17 protein-coding genes and 2 tRNA genes are annotated in these 17,720 nt (G+C 47.4%); 17 read left to right on the top strand and 2 right to left on the bottom strand.

Annotated elements, in window-relative coordinates; genetic code table 11:
- Positions 1-113: 113 nt before the first annotated feature.
- The 7 genes from HMPREF9443_RS08210 to HMPREF9443_RS08180 all read left to right on the top strand — a co-directional run bounded on the left by HMPREF9443_RS08210 (position 114) and on the right by HMPREF9443_RS08180 (position 6,731).
- A complete protein-coding gene (locus tag HMPREF9443_RS08210; RefSeq protein ID WP_345740554.1) occupies positions 114-893 on the top strand; it encodes a basic amino acid ABC transporter substrate-binding protein in 780 nt (259 codons plus the stop codon).
- A gap of 97 nt (positions 894-990) precedes the next feature.
- Positions 991-1,758, top strand: a complete 768-nt coding sequence (locus tag HMPREF9443_RS08205; RefSeq protein WP_009146118.1) for a basic amino acid ABC transporter substrate-binding protein — start codon at positions 991-993, stop codon at positions 1,756-1,758.
- A 52-nt stretch (positions 1,759-1,810) separates the two neighbouring features.
- On the top strand, positions 1,811-2,461 hold the full coding sequence (locus tag HMPREF9443_RS08200) for an amino acid ABC transporter permease (RefSeq protein WP_009146117.1): 651 nt from the start codon (positions 1,811-1,813) through the stop codon (positions 2,459-2,461).
- Between the two features lie 8 nt (positions 2,462-2,469).
- A complete protein-coding gene (locus HMPREF9443_RS08195; RefSeq protein ID WP_040565340.1) occupies positions 2,470-3,189 on the top strand; it encodes an amino acid ABC transporter ATP-binding protein in 720 nt (239 codons plus the stop codon).
- 82 nt (positions 3,190-3,271) lie between these two features.
- Positions 3,272-4,882 carry a gamma-glutamyltransferase family protein gene (locus HMPREF9443_RS08190; RefSeq protein ID WP_040565339.1) on the top strand — a complete coding sequence of 537 codons (1,611 nt, stop codon included), beginning with the start codon at positions 3,272-3,274 and terminating at the stop codon, positions 4,880-4,882.
- Positions 4,883-5,102: 220 nt separating this feature from the next.
- Complete coding sequence (locus tag HMPREF9443_RS08185; RefSeq protein WP_009146114.1) at positions 5,103-5,459, top strand: hypothetical protein; 357 nt, start codon at positions 5,103-5,105, stop codon at positions 5,457-5,459.
- Positions 5,460-5,585: 126 nt separating this feature from the next.
- Positions 5,586-6,731 (top strand): HipA domain-containing protein, encoded by a 1,146-nt coding sequence (locus HMPREF9443_RS08180; RefSeq protein WP_009146113.1) that lies wholly within the window; start codon positions 5,586-5,588, stop codon positions 6,729-6,731.
- 58 nt (positions 6,732-6,789) lie between these two features.
- Here the strand turns inward: HMPREF9443_RS08180 and HMPREF9443_RS08175 are convergent.
- Positions 6,790-6,864 (bottom strand) — tRNA-Arg (locus HMPREF9443_RS08175).
- 150 nt (positions 6,865-7,014) lie between these two features.
- Here HMPREF9443_RS08175 and HMPREF9443_RS08170 point away from each other — a divergent pair.
- From HMPREF9443_RS08170 to ptsP, 9 genes are all read left to right on the top strand, one after another.
- A complete protein-coding gene (locus tag HMPREF9443_RS08170; protein ID WP_009146112.1) occupies positions 7,015-8,142 on the top strand; it encodes an AI-2E family transporter in 1,128 nt (375 codons plus the stop codon).
- A gap of 95 nt (positions 8,143-8,237) precedes the next feature.
- The gene (locus HMPREF9443_RS08165) at positions 8,238-8,663 is read left to right on the top strand and encodes an acyl-CoA thioesterase (RefSeq protein ID WP_009146111.1); all 426 of its coding nucleotides are present in this window, start codon (positions 8,238-8,240) and stop codon (positions 8,661-8,663) included.
- Positions 8,664-8,667: 4 nt separating this feature from the next.
- Positions 8,668-9,312, top strand: a complete 645-nt coding sequence (locus tag HMPREF9443_RS08160) for a coenzyme F420-0:L-glutamate ligase (protein ID WP_009146110.1) — start codon at positions 8,668-8,670, stop codon at positions 9,310-9,312.
- Between the two features lie 13 nt (positions 9,313-9,325).
- Complete coding sequence (locus HMPREF9443_RS10395; RefSeq protein ID WP_009146109.1) at positions 9,326-9,853, top strand: hypothetical protein; 528 nt, start codon at positions 9,326-9,328, stop codon at positions 9,851-9,853.
- A 211-nt stretch (positions 9,854-10,064) separates the two neighbouring features.
- Positions 10,065-10,817, top strand: coding sequence for a DeoR/GlpR family DNA-binding transcription regulator (locus tag HMPREF9443_RS08150; protein WP_040565335.1), 753 nt, complete (start codon positions 10,065-10,067; stop codon positions 10,815-10,817).
- Positions 10,814-11,731 carry a 1-phosphofructokinase gene (pfkB, locus tag HMPREF9443_RS08145; protein WP_009146106.1) on the top strand — a complete coding sequence of 306 codons (918 nt, stop codon included), beginning with the start codon at positions 10,814-10,816 and terminating at the stop codon, positions 11,729-11,731. The genes HMPREF9443_RS08150 and pfkB overlap by 4 nt, the downstream gene beginning before the upstream one ends.
- 21 nt (positions 11,732-11,752) lie before the next feature.
- A complete protein-coding gene (locus HMPREF9443_RS08140) occupies positions 11,753-13,657 on the top strand; it encodes a PTS fructose transporter subunit IIABC (protein WP_009146105.1) in 1,905 nt (634 codons plus the stop codon).
- Positions 13,658-13,745: 88 nt separating this feature from the next.
- Positions 13,746-14,003: an HPr family phosphocarrier protein gene (locus tag HMPREF9443_RS08135; protein ID WP_009146104.1), complete on the top strand. Its 258-nt coding sequence runs from the start codon at positions 13,746-13,748 to the stop codon at positions 14,001-14,003.
- A gap of 36 nt (positions 14,004-14,039) precedes the next feature.
- Positions 14,040-15,659, top strand: a complete 1,620-nt coding sequence (gene ptsP / locus HMPREF9443_RS08130) for a phosphoenolpyruvate--protein phosphotransferase (protein WP_009146103.1) — start codon at positions 14,040-14,042, stop codon at positions 15,657-15,659.
- A 204-nt stretch (positions 15,660-15,863) separates the two neighbouring features.
- Here ptsP and HMPREF9443_RS08125 read toward each other — a convergent pair.
- Positions 15,864-15,940, bottom strand: a tRNA-Arg gene (locus HMPREF9443_RS08125).
- 329 nt (positions 15,941-16,269) lie between these two features.
- On the opposite strand from HMPREF9443_RS08125, the gene HMPREF9443_RS08120 reads away from it, so the two are divergent.
- A complete protein-coding gene (locus HMPREF9443_RS08120) occupies positions 16,270-17,673 on the top strand; it encodes a sodium:solute symporter family protein (RefSeq protein ID WP_009146102.1) in 1,404 nt (467 codons plus the stop codon).
- Positions 17,674-17,720 lie beyond the last annotated feature (47 nt).

Below are 17,720 nucleotides of genomic sequence, written 5' to 3'. Positions count from 1 at the left end.
GCCAATTTTTATTTTTATACTATTTTTTTTCATAAAAATACTTTACCTTGCGGGAATTTAGGTATATAATGTACCTATCTCAAAATTGGCTTACAATATCGAAGGGGGAAATGATGATGAAGAAGATTTTGTTTTTAGTTATGGCAGTTCTGACTGCTGCTTCTATGATGATTGCTGGCTGTGGCGGTGGCGATAAAAAAGCTGCTGAACCGGAAAAGGTACTGCGTGTAGGTACAGAGCCTACCTTTGCTCCTTTTGAATTCCAAAAAGAGGGCAGTAAAAGCTATGATGGTTTTGACATGGATCTGGCACGTGCTATCGGCAAGCAAATGGGCTACAAGGTTGAAATTGTCAGCATGGGCTTTGACGCTTTGATTCCGGCACTGAACTCAGGCAACATTGATGTTGTTGCTGCAGGCATGAGCATTAATGAAGAACGTCAAAAGGCTGTTACCTTCTCTGAACCTTATTATACTTCCGGCCTGATCGTTATGGTAAATAAGGACAACAACGAAGTTAAGAGCGTTAAAGATCTGGAAGGCAAACGTATTGCCTGCCAAATCGGTACTACCGGTGAAAAAAATGCCAGAAACGTTGCTAACGCTAAAGTAACTGCTTTCAATACTAATGATGAAGCTGTTATGGAACTGAAAAACAAAGGCGTTGATGCGATTATCAATGATAGTCCTGTAGTTGGTTATTACCTGGCACAGGGTGGTAACGCCAGCATGAAAACTGTTGGTGATATCATGGAAGCAGAGCAATACGGTCTGGCTGTTAAAAAAGGTAATGATAAGCTTGCGGGCGAAATCAACAAGGCTTTGGCTGAGTTGAAGAAAAATGGTGAATATGACAAGATTTACAAAACCTGGTTTGGTGAAGTAAAGAAATAATATTTTGTTCACTACGGAGCACGACAGGGTTTAATTGCCGGACGTGCTCCGTTTGATATTAAAAAAATAGAAAAGAAAAAATGAGGGGGACCAACAAATGAAAAAGGTATTAGTATTTTTGATGATGGCTATTATGGCCTGCAGCATGCTGCTGACCGGCTGCGGCGGTGAGGAAAAAAAGGCGGCTGACAGCGCAAAGGTTTTGCGTGTCGGCACTGAGCCTGTATTTGCACCGTTTGAATTTCCTAAAGAAGGCAGCAAGGATCTGACCGGCTTTGATATTGAACTGATTGAAGCTCTTGGCAAGAAAATGGGCTACAAGGTTGAAATGGTAAGCATGGGCTTTGATGCTCTGATTCCGGCGCTGAATTCCAACAATATTGATGTTGCTATTGCCGGTATGACCATTACTGACGAGCGTAAAAAGGTTGTTGATTTTACTGAATCCTATTATACCTCCGGTCTGATGATCATGGTACGTAAAGACAGTAATGTAAAATCCATCGATGATTTGAAGGGTAAAACTATTGCCTGCCAAATCGGTACTACCGGTGAAAATAAATCCAGAACTGTTGAAGGAGCTAAAGTAAAGGCATTCAATACTCAGGACGAGGCTTCTCTGGAGCTGAAAAACGGCGGTGCTGATGCTGTAATCGGTGATGCACCGGTTATTGAATACTATATGACCAAAGCAGGCAAGGACTTTGCTAAAACTGTTGGTGAAAGAATGGAAGCTGAGCCTTACGGCATTGCTGTTAAAAAAGGCAGCAAGCTGGCTGGCGATTTAAATAAAGCTTTAGCTGAATTGAAAAAGAGCGGCGAATATGATAAGCTTTATACTAAATGGTTTGGAGAGAAAAAATAAGCAGTGGTTCTCTCCAGCCTGCAACTAAGAATTTAGAAGGGATTGGGAGAATATGAATTTTGAGCTTATGGCAAATTCGTTTCCGCTTTTGCTGGCCGGTGCCGCTATTACCGTAGAGATTACGGCGATGAGCGTTACCTTCGGTCTGCTGATTGGCTGCATGATCGGTATTGCGCGCTTGTGCAGCATTAAGCCGTTGCGTTATTTTGCCAATGTTTATGTAGATTTTATCCGCGGCACCCCGCTGCTGGTACAAATCTTCCTCGTGTATTTTGCGTTGCCTAATATTATCGGCAGCCGTGTTGATCCGTTTGTGGCAGCAATTTCCGCCTGCTCCATCAACAGCGGTGCGTATGTTGCCGAAATCTTCCGTGCCGGCATTCAGTCTATCGACAAGGGCCAGATGGAAGCAGGCCGCAGCCTCGGTATGACCTGGGCGCAGACTATGCGCTATATTATCATGCCGCAGGCCTTCAAGCGCATCATTCCGCCTCTGGGCAATGAATTTATTGCGATGCTGAAGGATTCCTCTCTGGTTTCCGTTATCGGTTTCGAAGAGCTGACTCGTCGCGGCCAGCTGATTATTGCCCGTACCTACGCTTCCTTTGAAATCTGGATGGCTGTAGCTATTATTTATCTGATTATGACCTTTGCTGTTGCAAGGTTTACCGGTTATCTGGAGCGGAGGTTTGACACGAAATGAGCAAGGAAATGATTGTAATCAAAGATCTGAAGAAAAGCTTTGGTGATCTGCACGTACTCAAGGGTGTAAACCTGACGATTGCGGAAAAAGAGGTTGTTGTTATTATCGGCCCCAGCGGCAGCGGTAAGAGTACTCTGTTGCGTTGCATCAACTTTTTGGAGAAGCCTACCGGCGGCAGCATTGTTATCGATGGTATTCCTCTGAACGGTGAGGCTAATATTAACGAAATCCGCAAGGAAGTAGGCATGGTATTCCAGCGCTTTAATCTGTTTCCGCATATGACTGTTATGCAGAATCTGATGCTGGCACCGATGAAGGTGCGCGGCGTTTCTAAGGATGAAGCAGAAAAGACTGCACATATGTACCTGAAAAAGGTTGGCATGGAAGACAAAGCCAATAATTATCCCGATCAGCTCAGCGGCGGTCAGCAACAGCGTGTTGCTATTGCGCGAGCCCTGTGCATGAAGCCGAAGGCTCTGCTGTTTGACGAGCCTACCAGTGCTCTTGATCCGGAAATGGTTAACGAGGTTCTGGACGTTATGAAGCAGTTGGCTAACGAAGGTATGACCATGGCTGTTGTTACTCACGAAATGGGCTTTGCCCGTGAGGTTGGCGACCGTGTATGCTTCGTAGACGGCGGCAAAATTTTGGAAGAAGGAACTCCTGAGGAGATTTTTGGCAATCCGAAAGAAGAACGCACCAAAAACTTCCTGTCCAAGATTTTATAATTACTTGATTTTTATTAAAAGCACATCTGTAAAGGTGTGCTTTTTTCAACTAATCATAATTTATGGAGTGATAATTATGCAAATGCAATTCGACGGACAACAATATCCTTACGCTTCGCGCCGTCGCGTAGTTTATGGCAGACGCGGTATGGTCTGCACCTCGCAACCATTGGCATCTCAGGCCGGCCTGCAGATTTTGCAGCAGGGCGGGAATGCTATTGATGCAGCCATCGCGACAGCAATTTGTCAGACCGTAGTGGAGCCTACGAATAACGGTCTTGGCAGCGACTGCTTTGCGATTGTCTGGGTAAAGAATAAGCTTTATGGTATCAACGGCAGCGGTTATGCGCCGCAGAACCTGACGGCGGAGGCAGTGCGTGCTGCAGGACATACAGATAAAATGCCGTTCAGAGGCTGGCAGGCTGTGACTGTTCCGGGGGCGCCTTCAGCCTGGGCGGAGCTGCACAAGCGTTTCGGTCGTCTGAACTTTGCGCAATTATTTGCCTCTGCTATTGATTATGCGGAAAACGGTTATCCTGTTTCACCGATAGTAGCACGCTTCTGGCAGGAGGGCATTGAGGCGCTGGCGCCGTATAAGGATAATCCTGCTGTTGCACCCTGGTTTGCAACCTTTGCGCCCAAAGGCGTGGCACCGCGCACAGGCGAGTTGGTACGTCTTCCAGACCATGCCAAAACCTTGCGTTTGTTGGCGGAAAGCTATTGTGAAAGCTATTATCGCGGTGAGCTTGCCGAAAAAATTGTCGACTTCAGCGAAAAGACCGGCGGTTATCTGACGTTGGCAGATTTGGCTGATTATCGTGCGGAATTTGTTGAACCTGTGCATATTAATTACCGTGGCTATGATGTGTGGGAAATGCCGCCTAACGGTCATGGTATTACAGCGCTGATGGCTTTGAATATATTGAAGGGCTTTGAATTCGACGGACGTGACAGCGTAGCAACACTGCATAAGCAGATAGAAGCTATGAAGCTGGCTTTTGCCGATGGCATGCAGTATATTGCTGACCCGCGCTATATGCGTACTAAGGTGGAAGCTATGCTGAGCGAGGAATATGCAGCCAAACGCCGTGCGCTTATTGGCGAGCAGGCCTTGCTGCCGGAAGCAGGCAAACCGTTCTGCGGCGGCACTGTTTATCTGTGTACTGCAGATAACGAAGGAAATATGGTTTCCTTTATCCAAAGCAACTACAAAGACTTTGGCAGTGGCGTTGTGCTACCTGGTTATGGCATCAACTTTAATGACAGAGGCGCAGGCTTCAGCTTGGACGAATCTTCGGATGATTTCCTGCTGCCGCGCAAAAAGCCGTATCATACAATTATCCCCGGCTTTTTGACTAAGGATGGCGAAGCAGTCGGACCGTTTGGTGTTATGGGTGCCTATATGCAGCCGCAAGGTCATGTGCAGGTGCTGATGAACACGATTGACTTCCTGCTGAATCCGCAGGCTGCGCTTGATGCGCCGCGCTGGCAGTGGATTGATGGACGCGAGGTGTGGCTGGAGGATCGCTTTGCGCCGGAGGTAGTGGAACAGCTGCGCAAGCAGGGGCATGACGTACGTGTAATGAGCGATTACACCAGCTTTGGCAGGGGCGAAATTATCTGGCGCTGCGCTGACGGCGTACTGGCGGGAGCAACGGAGCAGCGTGCTGACGGAACAGTTGCTGCCTGGTAAGTTTATAAGTTTTTGTGTATTAATATGATATTCTCTACTGTGGGAAGTACGCACGTAATTATGATCAAGCTGCGTTTTCAAGAATGGGCATACGCATGATACTACAATAGTAACCTTGCGGTAACTAGCGCACGTGAAAGTGCGTACTTTACAGGACTGCAATTTGGTACTATGATATGTACAGATGATGCGCAACGCATCACGAGGAGGTTAACAGATTATGACACAAGAAACGTTAGATTTTGTTAAAGAAAAAACTGTAGCTTTAATTGCTGCTCATAGCTGCAGCGCTGAAGCAAAGGCTGCTGCTGAAAAATGGCTTGCTGCTGTCGGTACTGCGAAAGAAGCAGAAGTAACCAAGGCTTATATTGCAGAGCTGGAAGCAGATATCATGCCGATAGACGGGCTGATTGCTTTTGCCGGTTCCGAAGCAGGCGTTGGCGTTTTCGGTGCTGAGCTGGCAAAAAATATTTTGGCACATGCTAAGGAAATCAAGGCTGCCGGGGCTGCCTATTGCGATTGCCCGGCCTGCGCTGCCTGCAAAGCAATTCTGGATAAAAAGGCTGAGCTGCTGTAATTAATCTTCAAAAATAACATTAACCGCCCGTATCTCAGGTGAAGGTGAGATGCGGGCGGTTATAATTTTCTTTCAAAAAAATGCTGCTTGCGGTATAATATAAAAAATACTGAAGGAGGGAAAAGCATGGATAAGTATATAATTATGAATAAAAATATTCCTTTGGTTAAGACAACGATGTCCGCTGCAGGCTATATAACCGAAGTCCTGCAGATATACAATCCAGAAGCCTTTCCTGTAGGTATTTTTACTGATGATTTTAATAAGCTCGCAGACAAATTAAATCAGTGGTGGTGTAGCCGTATTATTCCTGCAAGTCGCGACGGATTGCGCTATATTCTGCATTTGTATGATGTCGAATCTCCAGCGGTTTTGAGCAAGCGCAGCTTGGGGTTGAGCCTGTCTGATCAATATTGGCTGAAGCCTGTCGGCAGTGAATTGACATGGCAGGAGGTAAACTTTTTCACCAACGATTTTTCCAAGGAGTTAGGGGAAGCGTTTTTTCAAAAGGAATCCTCCAGGCCTGCAATAAATCCGTTCACGCCGGATGCTTCAAGCAATGGCTGGTTAAAGAAAAAGTGGGTGAAAATCAACGGCGTTACGTATCTTGCCAAAGCAGGCTCGGTACCGCTGTTGCAGCAGCCGTATAATGAAATTGCTGCCGCTAATGTAGCGGAGGCTCTGACGATTAAGCATGTTCCCTATGAGCTGATTATAGAGGATAACCGTCCGCTGTGTCTGTGTCCTAATTTTATTACTACGGAAACAGAATTTGTTCCTGCTTATTTTGTTAAGGATATTCTTCCCAAGTCGAATAACGATTCTGTTTACGGACACTTCCTCAGGTGTTGCGAGCAGTTGCAAATTCCTGATGTGGCAGGCTATTTACAGCAGATGCTTTGCCTTGATTACCTGATAGAGAACAGCGACAGGCATTATGGTAATTTCGGTTTTATCCGTGATGCTAATTCTTTGAAGTTCCTAGGTCCTGCACCGTTGTTTGATAATGGTACAAGCCTGTGGTGCGAATCATTAAATAGCGAAATAGGAACAGAATTACCTGCTATGCCATTTAAAGATACGCAGAAAAAGCAGCTTGCCTTAGTTAAAGAGTGCCTTATTGATATCAATGGAATTGATGCTTGCGCTGAGATAGTACGGAATACCTTGTCGACAAGTCCTTATCTGGATAAAGAGCGCGTTACACGTATCAGCGAAGCAGTTGGTAACCGTGCGCGTGGCCTGAAAAATTATTTGAGCAAGCTAAACTGAAAGTGAGCATCAAAAAACCGCTAAAGCCTTCAAAAAGCCTTAGCGGTACTTTTCTTTTTGGTGCGCCTGAGAGGAATCGAACCTCCGCACACGGTTCCGGAGACCATTGCTCTATCCACTGAGCTACAGGCGCAAAAACTACAATGGAATTATACCACAGATGTGAAACTTATGCAAAGAAAAGCCTTCTTTTTTGTCTTGTGCGCGCTTATATGTTACAATAATATTATTAATTTAATGAGCATGTATTACCTTGGACATACGCTTTGAATAGAGGTTGCTTATGAAAGAAAGAAATCCTTATTGTCTGCTGGCCTTTGCAATTGTGCTTATCTGGGCGCTGTGGAATTACAATGTCAGCCTAAAACTGCTGGCTGGTATATATGATGTTTTGTTGCCGTTTGTCATTGGCGGTTGTATGGCTTTTATCGTCAACGTGCTGATGAAGAAGCTGGAGCAATATTGGCGCATAATTTTTAAGCAGAGCGTGGTATCGCGTTTCGAGCGTCCAGTGTGTTTGCTTTTGAGCCTTGCAATCATTATCGGCTTTTTGGCCTTCTTTGTGCTGACGATTGTGCCCGAGCTGCACGCCAGTATGAAAATGCTCGTCAAGATGCTGCCGCCGGCGTTAGCCAAGCTGAATATTTATCTGCAGCAGAAGGCGCAGGAGCTTTCCTTCTCGGCAGACGAGCTGGCTGTAGTACAGGCGCAGGCTAAGGAAGTTTATCAGACGATGCTCAATTATCTGCAGAACAACAAGCGTCTTTTGCTGGAGCAGACATTTTTGGCAACAGCCTCACTCGTTGAGGTGCTAGCCAACTGTGTTATCGGTTTTGTTGTAGCGATTTATTGCCTGCTGGAAAAGCATCGTCTGGTGCGCAATTTTAAATGGGTAATTTTTGCCTTTTGCTCGAAGGAGCGCGCTGCCTATATCCTGCATGTTTTGCAGACGGCGGAGCAGATTTTCCGCGGCTTTGTGGGCGGACAGCTGGTAGTAGCGCTGCTTTTGGGCGTGATGTATTTCGTCAGCATGAAGCTTTGCAGCTTTCCCTATGCGACGGTAATTTCGCTGCTGGTGGCAGTGCTGAGCCTGATACCGATTCTCGGTACATTAATCAGTGCTCTTATCGGCTGCTTTTTAATATTGGTGGCAGCACCGGAGAAAATTTGGTATTTTATTATATTATACATTGTACTGCAGCGCATTGAGGCTGACTTGCTTTATCCTAAGATTGTGGGTAAGGCTGTAGGTCTTTCGGAGCTGTGGGTGCTGGCGGCGGTGACGATTGGCGCGAGCCTTGGCGGTGTTGCCGGTATGATTGTCTGCGTACCGCTGTTTTCCGTACTTTATGCTTTGCTGGCTGAAAAGGTTAAGCGTTTGCTGGCAGAGAAAAATTTATCTAATTTATAAGATTTGTTAGGCACTTGGCGCTAAAAGTGCTATAATAATAAATTGATTGTAAGCCTGTTATCTGCAGGAAGCCTTGAATATGCAAAGGAGATTTTATGATTACAATACGAGATAAGGTGCGTTTTGTTGAAACTGATATGATGGGTGTTGTGCATCATGCCAACTATCTGCGTTGGTTTGAAATGGGACGTGTAGCATATCTGCGTGCCTGCGGTATTTCCTTGGGCGAGCTGATGGCTGACGGCGTTATTTTCCCGATTACCGAGGTGCGCGCCAAGTATAAAAATTCCTGTACCTTTGATGATGATTTTGAAGTACAGGTAAAAATGAGTGCCTTTAATAAAGCAAAAATGGAATTTGATTATACTGTTATCCGTCTGCGCGACGGCGCTGTGGCGGTTGAAGGCCATACGCGCAATGTGTTTACCGATAATGAAGGCCACATTGTTCGTTTGAAGCCTGAATGGTATGATAAAATTCAGAAGGTATATGCAGCGGATAAGGCTGCGGAGGAGATGTGAGAGTATGGAAAAGTATAAGATTGTTCCTGTGCCGACAAGAATTTTGACTCATCACGATGATATCTGTGATGCTATTCTGGAATATGCCAAGGATAAAATCGGCCCCAATGATGTTGTCTGCACTGCCGAAAGCGTAGTAGCTATTACTCAAGGTAGAGCAATGCGCTGCGAGGAGTTCCATCCGGGACCGCTGGCTAAGGTGCTGTCGCATCTGTTCCCGGCCAAGGGCAGTATCAGCAGCTGGTACAGCATGCAGTCCCTAATTGACGCAGAGGGCGGTGCACGTGTTCTGTGGGCAGTAATTTGCGGCTTTGCTGCTAAATGTGTAGGCGTAAGCGGTACCTTCTACCGTATGGCAGGCAAACAGGCTCGCCTGATTGACGATGTTACCGGCACAATGCCTCCGTATGACAAGCATATTGTTTATGGTCCGGCAGAACCGGAAAAGGTTGCCGAAGCAATTACCAAGGCTTGCGGCTGCTATGGCGCTGCTATTGCCGACGTTAACGATTTGAAGCGCTCTGCAGTGCTTGGCTGGTCTAAAGGTGTTGATCCGGATAAGGTTGCGGAAATCCTTATTGATAATCCTTTTGGCAACGGCAGTGAAAAAACACCAATCTGCATTATCAAGGATTATCATAAGGTGTAAGGGGGGAAGCAAGATGCTGATGACGATTGTGGGAGTCCTTGTAGGACTGTTTATTTTAGGCGTTATAATTGTAGGTGTATATATTTCTATTCAGGGTGATGCTGTAATGCGTTTGTTGGTAAAACAGCGCACTAAGGCTGTTTTGGATAAGGTATATGCCGACAGAATTGATTTTTCCTTAGAGGTACCTTTTGATAACGTAGGCAAGCAGGAAGGTACTATTCTGGATGCTTATATGCGTATTTATCTGCCGCAGGAGCAGTATAGTGATGTGCTGCTGCGCGGTAAGGTTAACCGTGAGGGTTATCTGCGCGAGGATGATTATTTTGAAGCAATGCTGGTTCCGGCAGGTACCGGCGAAAAATTTGTCCTGCGATTTGAGGCTTATGCCAAAAACGGCAAGAGCGTAGAGGAAGCAATAGAAAATATTCCTGATGTTGATGTTGCTTTGTTTGCAGATTGCCGCGGTCGCCGTGAGCTCTATACCGTAAAGGAATACTTTACTCTGACTGCGGATGAAATGCGTGCTTTGGTAAAATAAGCTGACGCTTTTATGCACACTGTTTTTAAAACTATACAAACAATTCTTCATGTAGATGCTTCTCCAAATTGGGAGAGGCATCTGCTTTTTTATTGCTTTGAAAGAAGCTGAAGATAATCTGCAAAAAATCAAAAAAATGCAGATTCTTGCTCAAAAATGATTGATTTTGCGTGAAAATGATTATATAATATCTGCAAGAGGAGAGATGCTCATGCTAACACAAGAAAGATTTGAAGAAATTGTTCGCATTGTCACGCGTGACGGTGCGGCGACAGTACCGGAGCTGGCAAGGCTTCTGGAAACCTCTGAGTCCACTATCCGCCGTGATTTGGTGCAGTTGGACAGCTTGGGCAAGGTACGCAAGGTGCATGGCGGTGCGACTGCCGTGCGCGAGGCGGAGCCTGTGCAGGAGCGCAATATGCAGGAAAAATACAGTCGTAACATTGAAGATAAGCGTACAATTGCTGCGTATGCGGCAACGCTGGTGCGTCCCAACGATTTTATTTTTCTTGATGCGGGCTCGACAACCGAGCAGCTGGCAACCTACCTGACGGAAAAGGATGCTGTTTATGTAACGAACGGTATTACGCTGGCACAGAAGCTGGCGCAGCGCGGCCTGAAAACACTGCTTATAGCAGGGCGTGTGAAGGCGACAACTGATGCGGTAATCGGTACGGAAGCGGTTGCTTCCCTGCAGCATTATCATTTCAGCAAGGGCTTTTTCGGAACTAACGGTATTACGGTAGAAGAGGGCTTCACAACTCCTGATATAGAGGAGGCCATGAATAAGCGTGTGGCGATGGAGCATTGCCGTAAATGCTATGTATTGGCGGATGCCAGCAAGTTTGAGGCGCTGTCGAACGTGTCCTTCGGCCCGTTGTCCAAGGGCGTGATTATTACAGCTGCGCAGGAGGGCTTGAACGTTAGGTCCTACAAGCAGCATACGGAGGTGATTGTACTTTGATTTATACTGTAACCTTTAACCCTTCCTTGGATTATGTGGTAAAGGTTGATAATTTTGCAGTAGGCGAGATTAACCGCACCCAAGTAGAAAATATATATCCGGGTGGCAAGGGAATCAATGTTTCGCTGGTGCTGCAAAATCTGGGGCTGCAATCGGTAGCCTTGGGCTTTACGGCCGGCTTTAGCGGTGCAGAGATAGAACGCCTGCTGCAGGAGGCAGGCTGCCGCTGTGATTTTATTCAGGCCGGTCAAGGCTGCTCGCGCATTAATACGAAGATTATTTCGGACTCGGAAACGGCGCTGAATGGTCAGGGACCGCAGCTGAGCAAGGAAGAGCTGCAAAAGCTTTTCACCAAGCTGCAGGGTCTGACGCAGGATGATATTTTGGTGCTGGCAGGAAGTATACCCGCTTCACTGCCGGATGATATTTATGAGCAGATTCTGGAGCTGCTGCAGCCTGCTTGCACACGGGTTGTGGTAGATGCTACTGGCGATTTGCTGCTCAAGGTGCTGAAATATAAGCCGTTTTTAATCAAACCAAACCATGAGGAATTAGGAGAGTTCTTTGGCCGGGGACCGTTGCTGAATGAGGAGGATATTCTTGCTGCTGCACTGAAGCTGCAGCAGCAGGGAGCACGTAATGTGCTGGTTTCGCGTGGAGCGGACGGAGCTGTACTGTTGGACGAAAATGGCAGGCAGCATATGATGGCTTCACCGAAGGGTAAACTGGTAAACTCTGTTGGTGCCGGTGACAGTATGGTGGCCGGCTTTTTGGCTGGCTATCTTAAAACGCAGGATTATGAGGAGGCGCTGCGCCTTGGCGTAGCCGCAGGCAGCGCAAGCGCGTTTAAGGATTGGCTGGCAACAAGTGATGATATTGATAAAATTATTTTACAGGGCGTGACTAATAAATAAAAAAGAAGGGGCAAAAATAAGATGAAAATAGTTGATTTGCTGAAGGTAGAAAGCATTGATCTTAAAGCGCAGCCTAAGGATAAGGCAGCAGCGCTGGAGCATTTGATTACGCTGATGGAGAGCGGCGGTAATCTGCTTGATAAGGACGAATACAGAGCCTGCGTGTTGCGTCGTGAAGAGGAGGGTAGCACGGGTATCGGTGAAGGCATTGCCATTCCGCATGCCAAGACAAGTGCTGTAAAGGCACCGGGACTGGCAGCTATGCTGGTAAAGGACGGCGTTGACTTCGACAGTCTGGACGGCGAGCCTGCGAAGCTGTTCTTCCTGATTGCTGCACCTGATACGAAGGATAATGTGCATCTTGATGTGCTGAGCCATCTGAGCATGCTGCTGATGAACGATAATTTCCGCAGCGAGCTGCTGAATGCCGGTAGCGCCAAGGACTTTTTGGCAGTTATCGACAAATACGAAAATGAAAAGTTTGAGGATGAGGAAGAAGAGGCACCGGCAGCAGAGCCTGCTAAGCAGCGCAAGGTGCTGGCTGTTACTGCCTGCCCGACAGGTATTGCACATACCTATATGGCAGCAGAGGCTTTGCAGGAGATGGCCGGTAAGATGGGCGTTGCAATGAAGGTTGAAACCAATGGCAGCGGCGGCGTAAAAAATAAGCTGACGGCGGCAGAGATAGAAGAAGCCGAAGGCATTATTGTGGCTGCAGACAAGAACGTGCCTGTGGAGCGCTTTGCAGGCAAGCCGGTTATCTTCGTTAAGGTAGCTGACGGTATCAACAAGCCGAAGGAGCTTATCGAGGAGATTTTGAGCGGTAATGTTTCTGCTTACGCAGGCAAGGGCGGCAGCGAGGCGACAAGTGACGTGGCAGATGCTGAGGAAAGTCTGGGGAGACAAATTTATAAGCATCTGATGAATGGCGTTTCGCACATGTTGCCGTTTGTAATCGGCGGTGGTATTCTTATCGCGCTGGCATTTATGTTCGATATGGAATTTGCCGGCACGGCTAAGTTTGGCAGCGGCACGCCGCTAGCAGCCTTCTTTAAGAATATCGGCGGTTTGGCGTTCAGCATGATGATGCCGATTTTGGCAGGCTATATCGCAATGAGTATCGGCGAGCGTCCGGCACTGATGCTTGGTATCGTAGGCGGCTTTTTGGCAGCCTCCGGCGGCAGCGGCTTCTTCGGCGCGCTGTTTGCAGGCTTCATTGGCGGTTATCTGATCCTGGTATTGCGCAAGGTGTTCAGTGTACTGCCTGACAGCTTGGAAGGTCTGAAGCCGATTCTGCTGTATCCTGTTATCGGCCTGCTGCTTATGGGCATCTTGATGACCTACGTTATCAACCCGCCGACTGCAGCCTTCAACCAATGGCTGGCAGGTGCGCTGGCAAGCATGAGCACAACAAGCAAAGTGCTGATGGGCTTTGTGTTGGGTGCTATGATGTCCATTGACTTCGGCGGTCCTCTGAACAAGGCAGCCTATGTTTTCGGTACTGCTTCTTTGGCTGCAGCTGACGGCAGCGCTGTAAGCAGCGAGATTATGGCTGCGGTTATGATTGGCGGTATGGTGCCGCCGCTGGCGATTGCACTGTGTACTATGCTGTTTAAGAGTAAATTTACTTCTAAGGAGCGTCAGTCCGGCGTGACCAACTTTATCATGGGTCTGTCCTTTATTACCGAAGGCGCTATTCCCTTTGCAGCAAGTGACCCGTTGCGTGTAATTCCGACCTGCGCTTTGGGCAGCGGTGTAGCCGGTGCTTTGTCCATGGCCTTTGGCTGCAGCGTTCCGGCACCGCATGGCGGTGTATTTGTTTTCGGCGTAGTGCAGAACTGGCCGATGTATTTTGCAGCTCTGGCAGCAGGCAGTGTGCTGGCAGCTGTGCTTATGGGGTTTGTTAAAAAGAACGTGAACGAATAACAGATAGAGAAAAAAGATAAAAACAAAAATAGGATTTTAAGGATTTAGCGGCAGAATATTGTTATTAGCAAAACGGAGGAAATAAAAAATGAAACAATTTACTTATGTTATTACTGATGAAGCAGGCATCCATGCACGTCCGGCAGGACTGCTCGTTAAAGAGGCTGCCAAATTTGCCAGCAGTACCACCATTGCCAAAGGTGCTAAAAAAGGTGATTTGAAGCGTATCTTCGGCGTTATGGCCCTGGGCGTTAAAAAGGGTGAAGAGATTACTGTTACCTGCGAGGGTGCTGATGAGGATGCAGCAGCAGCAGCTTTGGAGGCTTTCTTCAAGGCTAACCTGTAAGTTCGCAGTAAGAGAGATTTTTCGCGAGGTGATAAAATGCTTTCATTAAAGGGTAAGGGCGTTTGCGGTGGCGTAACGCTGGGAACCTTGGCTGTACTGCGTCGTAATGCAGCAGCAGTTAAACGTCGTAAGGTGCAGAATGCCGAGGCTGAGGTTGCACGCTTTCAGACAGCGCGTCAGGATGCTATAGATAAGCTGGCAGAGCTTTATGAAAAGGCTGTTGCAGATGTAGGCAAGGATAATGCCGCTATTTTTGAAATTCACCAGATGATGCTGGAGGACCTTGATTATATAGAGTCTGTTGAAGGCATTATCCGCACACAGCAGGTTAATGCGGAATATGCGGTGCAGACTATCGCAGCTAATTTTGCAGAAATTTTTTCTTCGATGGAAGATGATTATATGCGTGCACGCGCTGCCGACGTCAAGGATATTTCCAACAAGGTGCTTGGCTGCCTGGGTGATGCAGGCAGCAGCTGGGAAAGCGGCAGTGGCAGTTACATTCTGGCAGCGGATGACCTGGCACCCAGTGAAACCGTACAACTTGATAAATCGCGTGTGCAGGGCTTTGTGACGGCGGCAGGCAGTGTAAATTCGCATACGGCAATTTTGGCGCGCACGATCGGTATTCCTGCGGTTGTCAGCACCGGCAGCAGCATCGGTGAAGAATATGACGGCAAGCTGATAGCGGTTGATGGCTATACCGGCGAGGTTTTCGTTGATCCTGATGAAGCAACGCTGGAGCGTATCAAGGCGAAGATGGAGCAGGATGCACAGCATAAAAAGCTCTTGGAGGAGCTCAAGGGCAAAAAGAGCATTACCGGCGGCGGCCAGCAGGTGCATGTATATGCCAACATCGGCGGCACCGGTGATTTGGCCAGCGTGCTGGCGAACGATGCAGAGGGCATCGGACTTTTCCGCAGTGAGTTCATTTATCTGGAAAGCAAGGATTATCCGACAGAGGAGCAGCAGTTTGAAAAGTATAAGCTGGCAGCGGAGGCAATGGCCGGCAAGCGTGTTATTATCCGTACGCTTGATATCGGCGCTGATAAGCAGGCTGATTACTTCGAGCTGCTGCAGGAGGAAAATCCGGCGCTTGGCTATCGCGCAATCCGTATCTGTCTGGAAAGACCGGAGCTGTTTGCTACGCAGCTGCGCGCTATCTGCCGCGCTTCCGCCTATGGCAAGCTGGCTGTGATGTTCCCGATGATTATCAGTGTAGAAGAGGTGCGCAAGGCGCGTAAAATTCTGCGCGAAGTACAGGCAGAGCTGAAGTATGCAGGTGTATCATTCGACCCTAAGATGGAGGTCGGCATTATGATTGAAACGCCGGCAGCAGCACTGATCAGTGCGGAGCTGGCTAAGGAAGTTGATTTCTTCAGCATCGGTACAAACGATTTGAGTCAGTATACGTTGGCTATAGACCGCCAAAACCAGCAGCTGGAGCCGTTCTTTGATGCACATCATCCTGCAATCCTGCGTCTGATTGAAATGACGGTGCAGGGAGCGCATGCAGCAGGCATCTGGTGCGGCGTCTGCGGCGAGCTGGGCGCTGATTTGAGCTTGACGAAGGAGTTTGTACGCATGGGCATGGATGAGCTTTCTGTAAGCCCGGCAAGCATTCTGCCGCTGCGCAAAAAAATCCGCAGCCTGTAATTTTTACTCATACACATATTTCTATATAACGCATGAAAATACCCCTGATAATGCGCAAGCAGTATCAGGGGCAGCTTTAGGCGTCAATGCTTTATATTCTTTTATGCAGAACCGGTTTTAGTGACCGGTTCTTTTTTCTTAGAAAAGATTATTTTAATCAGAAAAACAAAAACACCGCAATCTCTTGCGATGTCAATTTCAAAATGGTGACCTCGGCAGGACTCGAACCTGCGACCTTTTGATTCGTAGTCAAACGCTCTATCCAGCTGAGCTACGAGGCCAACAACAATATTTATTTTAACTGCAAGAGGCTATTTTGTCAATACTTTTTTGTGAAAAAATCTTGACTGTTTTTTCCTGGCGGGATATAATTTAGCTAATATATATGTGGCTGCTTTGCAAGGAAGCATCAGGAGGCGTATATTTGGTCTGCATTGGGATGCTTGCCGGTATGGGCGATGGGGAATTGTAATGACAGCACAAATGGTTTTTGTATTATATGTTGTTGAAGTCTGCACGATTAGGTCTGATGTGAGGCAGTATAGGGATACTGCCAGCGATGACGTTGTATTTCTTTAACAGGCATGTATAATTTAAAGGAGGATTTTTTGTGCCTGTTTCTTTATTCATCTTAATATTGTACATTGTTGCTTTGTTCGCTATCAGCTGGTACGCTAAAAAACGTAGTGAAGGAAACAACGAAAACTTTGCTCTTGCGGGACGCAGACTTTCTGCGCCTCTGATTTGTGTTACTATTATCGGACTGGCTGTCGGCGGTGCGTCGACTATCGGCGTTTCCGAGCATGCCTTCCGTGTTGGTCTGAGTGCCGGTTGGTATACGATTGCCTGGGCTTTGGGCGCGATTGTTATGGGGTTGTTCATGGCTAAAAAGTACCGTGAACAGAACATTACGACTATCACTGAGCTTATCGAACGCCATCATACCAAGGGCGCGGTAATCTTGGGCGTTTTCTGCCAGATTGTTATTCAGTTGGTAATCATCAGTCTGCAATATATTGCGGGTGGCAGTATTCTGCACGCTATCCTGCCGGATATCTTTGATTTCCACACAGGTATGATTGTCAGCGCTATCACTTTTATCGGTATTACCTTTATCGGTGGTATGTGGTCTGCATCCTTATCTAATGTATTGAATATTATTCTGATTTACGTTGGCATTTTGGCGGCAACTATTATTCAGTTCAAAAAAATTGGCAGCATGGATCATCTGGCTGCTGCTTTGCCGGCTAATGTGCCCTGGTTCAGCTTTATTGACGGTGTTGGCCCTGTAACCATCACCAGCTGGGTTGTAACTTTGATTACCGTAAATCTTTCTCTGCAAAGTATTCTGCAGATTTCTCTGGGCGCTAAGGACGCTGCAACTGCTAAGAAGGGCTTCGTCTGGGGCGGCATTCTGATGCTGCCGGTAGGCGTTCTGGCTGCCTTCCTTGGTTTGGTTGCTAAGGCTATGTATCCTGATGCGCAGGCTGCACTTGCTTTGCCGCAGGTTATCGTAGGCCTGCAGCCGGTGTTGGCAGGTATCACTCTGGCAGCTCTGTGGGCTGCGGATGTATCTACTGCTTGTAACCTGCTGCTTAGCGCCGGTACACTGTTCTCCAGTGATATTTACAAGCGCTTCATCAATCCGCAGTGTAACCAGGCGCGTCAGCTGCTGATGACACGTGCCTGCATCATTATAAGCGGTATTCTTACCTTGGGACTTGCTATGAGCGTATCCAGTATTTTGGGTACGATTATGATTGGTCTGTCTTTGACTGCTGCCTTCAGCGTTATCGTAATCGTAGCGCTGTTCTTCCCGCAGTATGCTTCTAAAGCCGCAGGCTTCTGGACTTTGCTGGCAGGCCTGGTGCTGCTGGTGCTGTGGCAGCTTACCCCGGCAGTACGCATTTTCCCGAATGTAATCTACATGGAATGGCTGGTATGTATTGCTGCTTATGCTATTGCAGCTATTATTTGCCCTGCTAAAAAAGCCGTTGCTGCCGAAAGCAACTAAATAAAAAGTATATTTGGGCATTGGTCCAAATTTTGGGGTTGGGCTGT

It is taken from the genome of Phascolarctobacterium succinatutens YIT 12067, from assembly GCF_000188175.1.
GTDB lineage: Bacteria > Bacillota > Negativicutes > Acidaminococcales > Acidaminococcaceae > Phascolarctobacterium_A > Phascolarctobacterium_A succinatutens.
Note: the sequence above shows the minus strand (reverse complement) of the source record. Positions and strands in the feature narration are given on the sequence as shown.

Excerpts from the sequence above, each read along its gene's own strand:
- HMPREF9443_RS08195 (WP_040565340.1), top strand. The coding sequence starts at position 2,470 with ATGATTGTAATCAAAGATCTGAAGAAAAGCTTTGGTGATCTGCACGTA.
- HMPREF9443_RS08160 (WP_009146110.1), top strand. The coding sequence starts at position 8,668 with ATGGAAAAGTATAAGATTGTTCCTGTGCCGACAAGAATTTTGACTCAT.
- HMPREF9443_RS08165 (WP_009146111.1), top strand. The coding sequence starts at position 8,238 with ATGATTACAATACGAGATAAGGTGCGTTTTGTTGAAACTGATATGATG.
- HMPREF9443_RS08135 (WP_009146104.1), top strand. The coding sequence starts at position 13,746 with ATGAAACAATTTACTTATGTTATTACTGATGAAGCAGGCATCCATGCA.
- HMPREF9443_RS08185 (WP_009146114.1), top strand. The coding sequence starts at position 5,103 with ATGACACAAGAAACGTTAGATTTTGTTAAAGAAAAAACTGTAGCTTTA.
- HMPREF9443_RS08140 (WP_009146105.1), top strand. The coding sequence starts at position 11,753 with ATGAAAATAGTTGATTTGCTGAAGGTAGAAAGCATTGATCTTAAAGCG.
- HMPREF9443_RS10395 (WP_009146109.1), top strand. The coding sequence starts at position 9,326 with ATGCTGATGACGATTGTGGGAGTCCTTGTAGGACTGTTTATTTTAGGC.
- HMPREF9443_RS08210 (WP_345740554.1), top strand. The coding sequence starts at position 114 with ATGATGAAGAAGATTTTGTTTTTAGTTATGGCAGTTCTGACTGCTGCT.
- HMPREF9443_RS08150 (WP_040565335.1), top strand. The coding sequence starts at position 10,065 with ATGCTAACACAAGAAAGATTTGAAGAAATTGTTCGCATTGTCACGCGT.
- HMPREF9443_RS08170 (WP_009146112.1), top strand. The coding sequence starts at position 7,015 with ATGAAAGAAAGAAATCCTTATTGTCTGCTGGCCTTTGCAATTGTGCTT.
- HMPREF9443_RS08180 (WP_009146113.1), top strand. The coding sequence starts at position 5,586 with ATGGATAAGTATATAATTATGAATAAAAATATTCCTTTGGTTAAGACA.
- ptsP (WP_009146103.1), top strand. The coding sequence starts at position 14,040 with ATGCTTTCATTAAAGGGTAAGGGCGTTTGCGGTGGCGTAACGCTGGGA.
- HMPREF9443_RS08190 (WP_040565339.1), top strand. The coding sequence starts at position 3,272 with ATGCAATTCGACGGACAACAATATCCTTACGCTTCGCGCCGTCGCGTA.
- HMPREF9443_RS08200 (WP_009146117.1), top strand. The coding sequence starts at position 1,811 with ATGAATTTTGAGCTTATGGCAAATTCGTTTCCGCTTTTGCTGGCCGGT.
- HMPREF9443_RS08205 (WP_009146118.1), top strand. The coding sequence starts at position 991 with ATGAAAAAGGTATTAGTATTTTTGATGATGGCTATTATGGCCTGCAGC.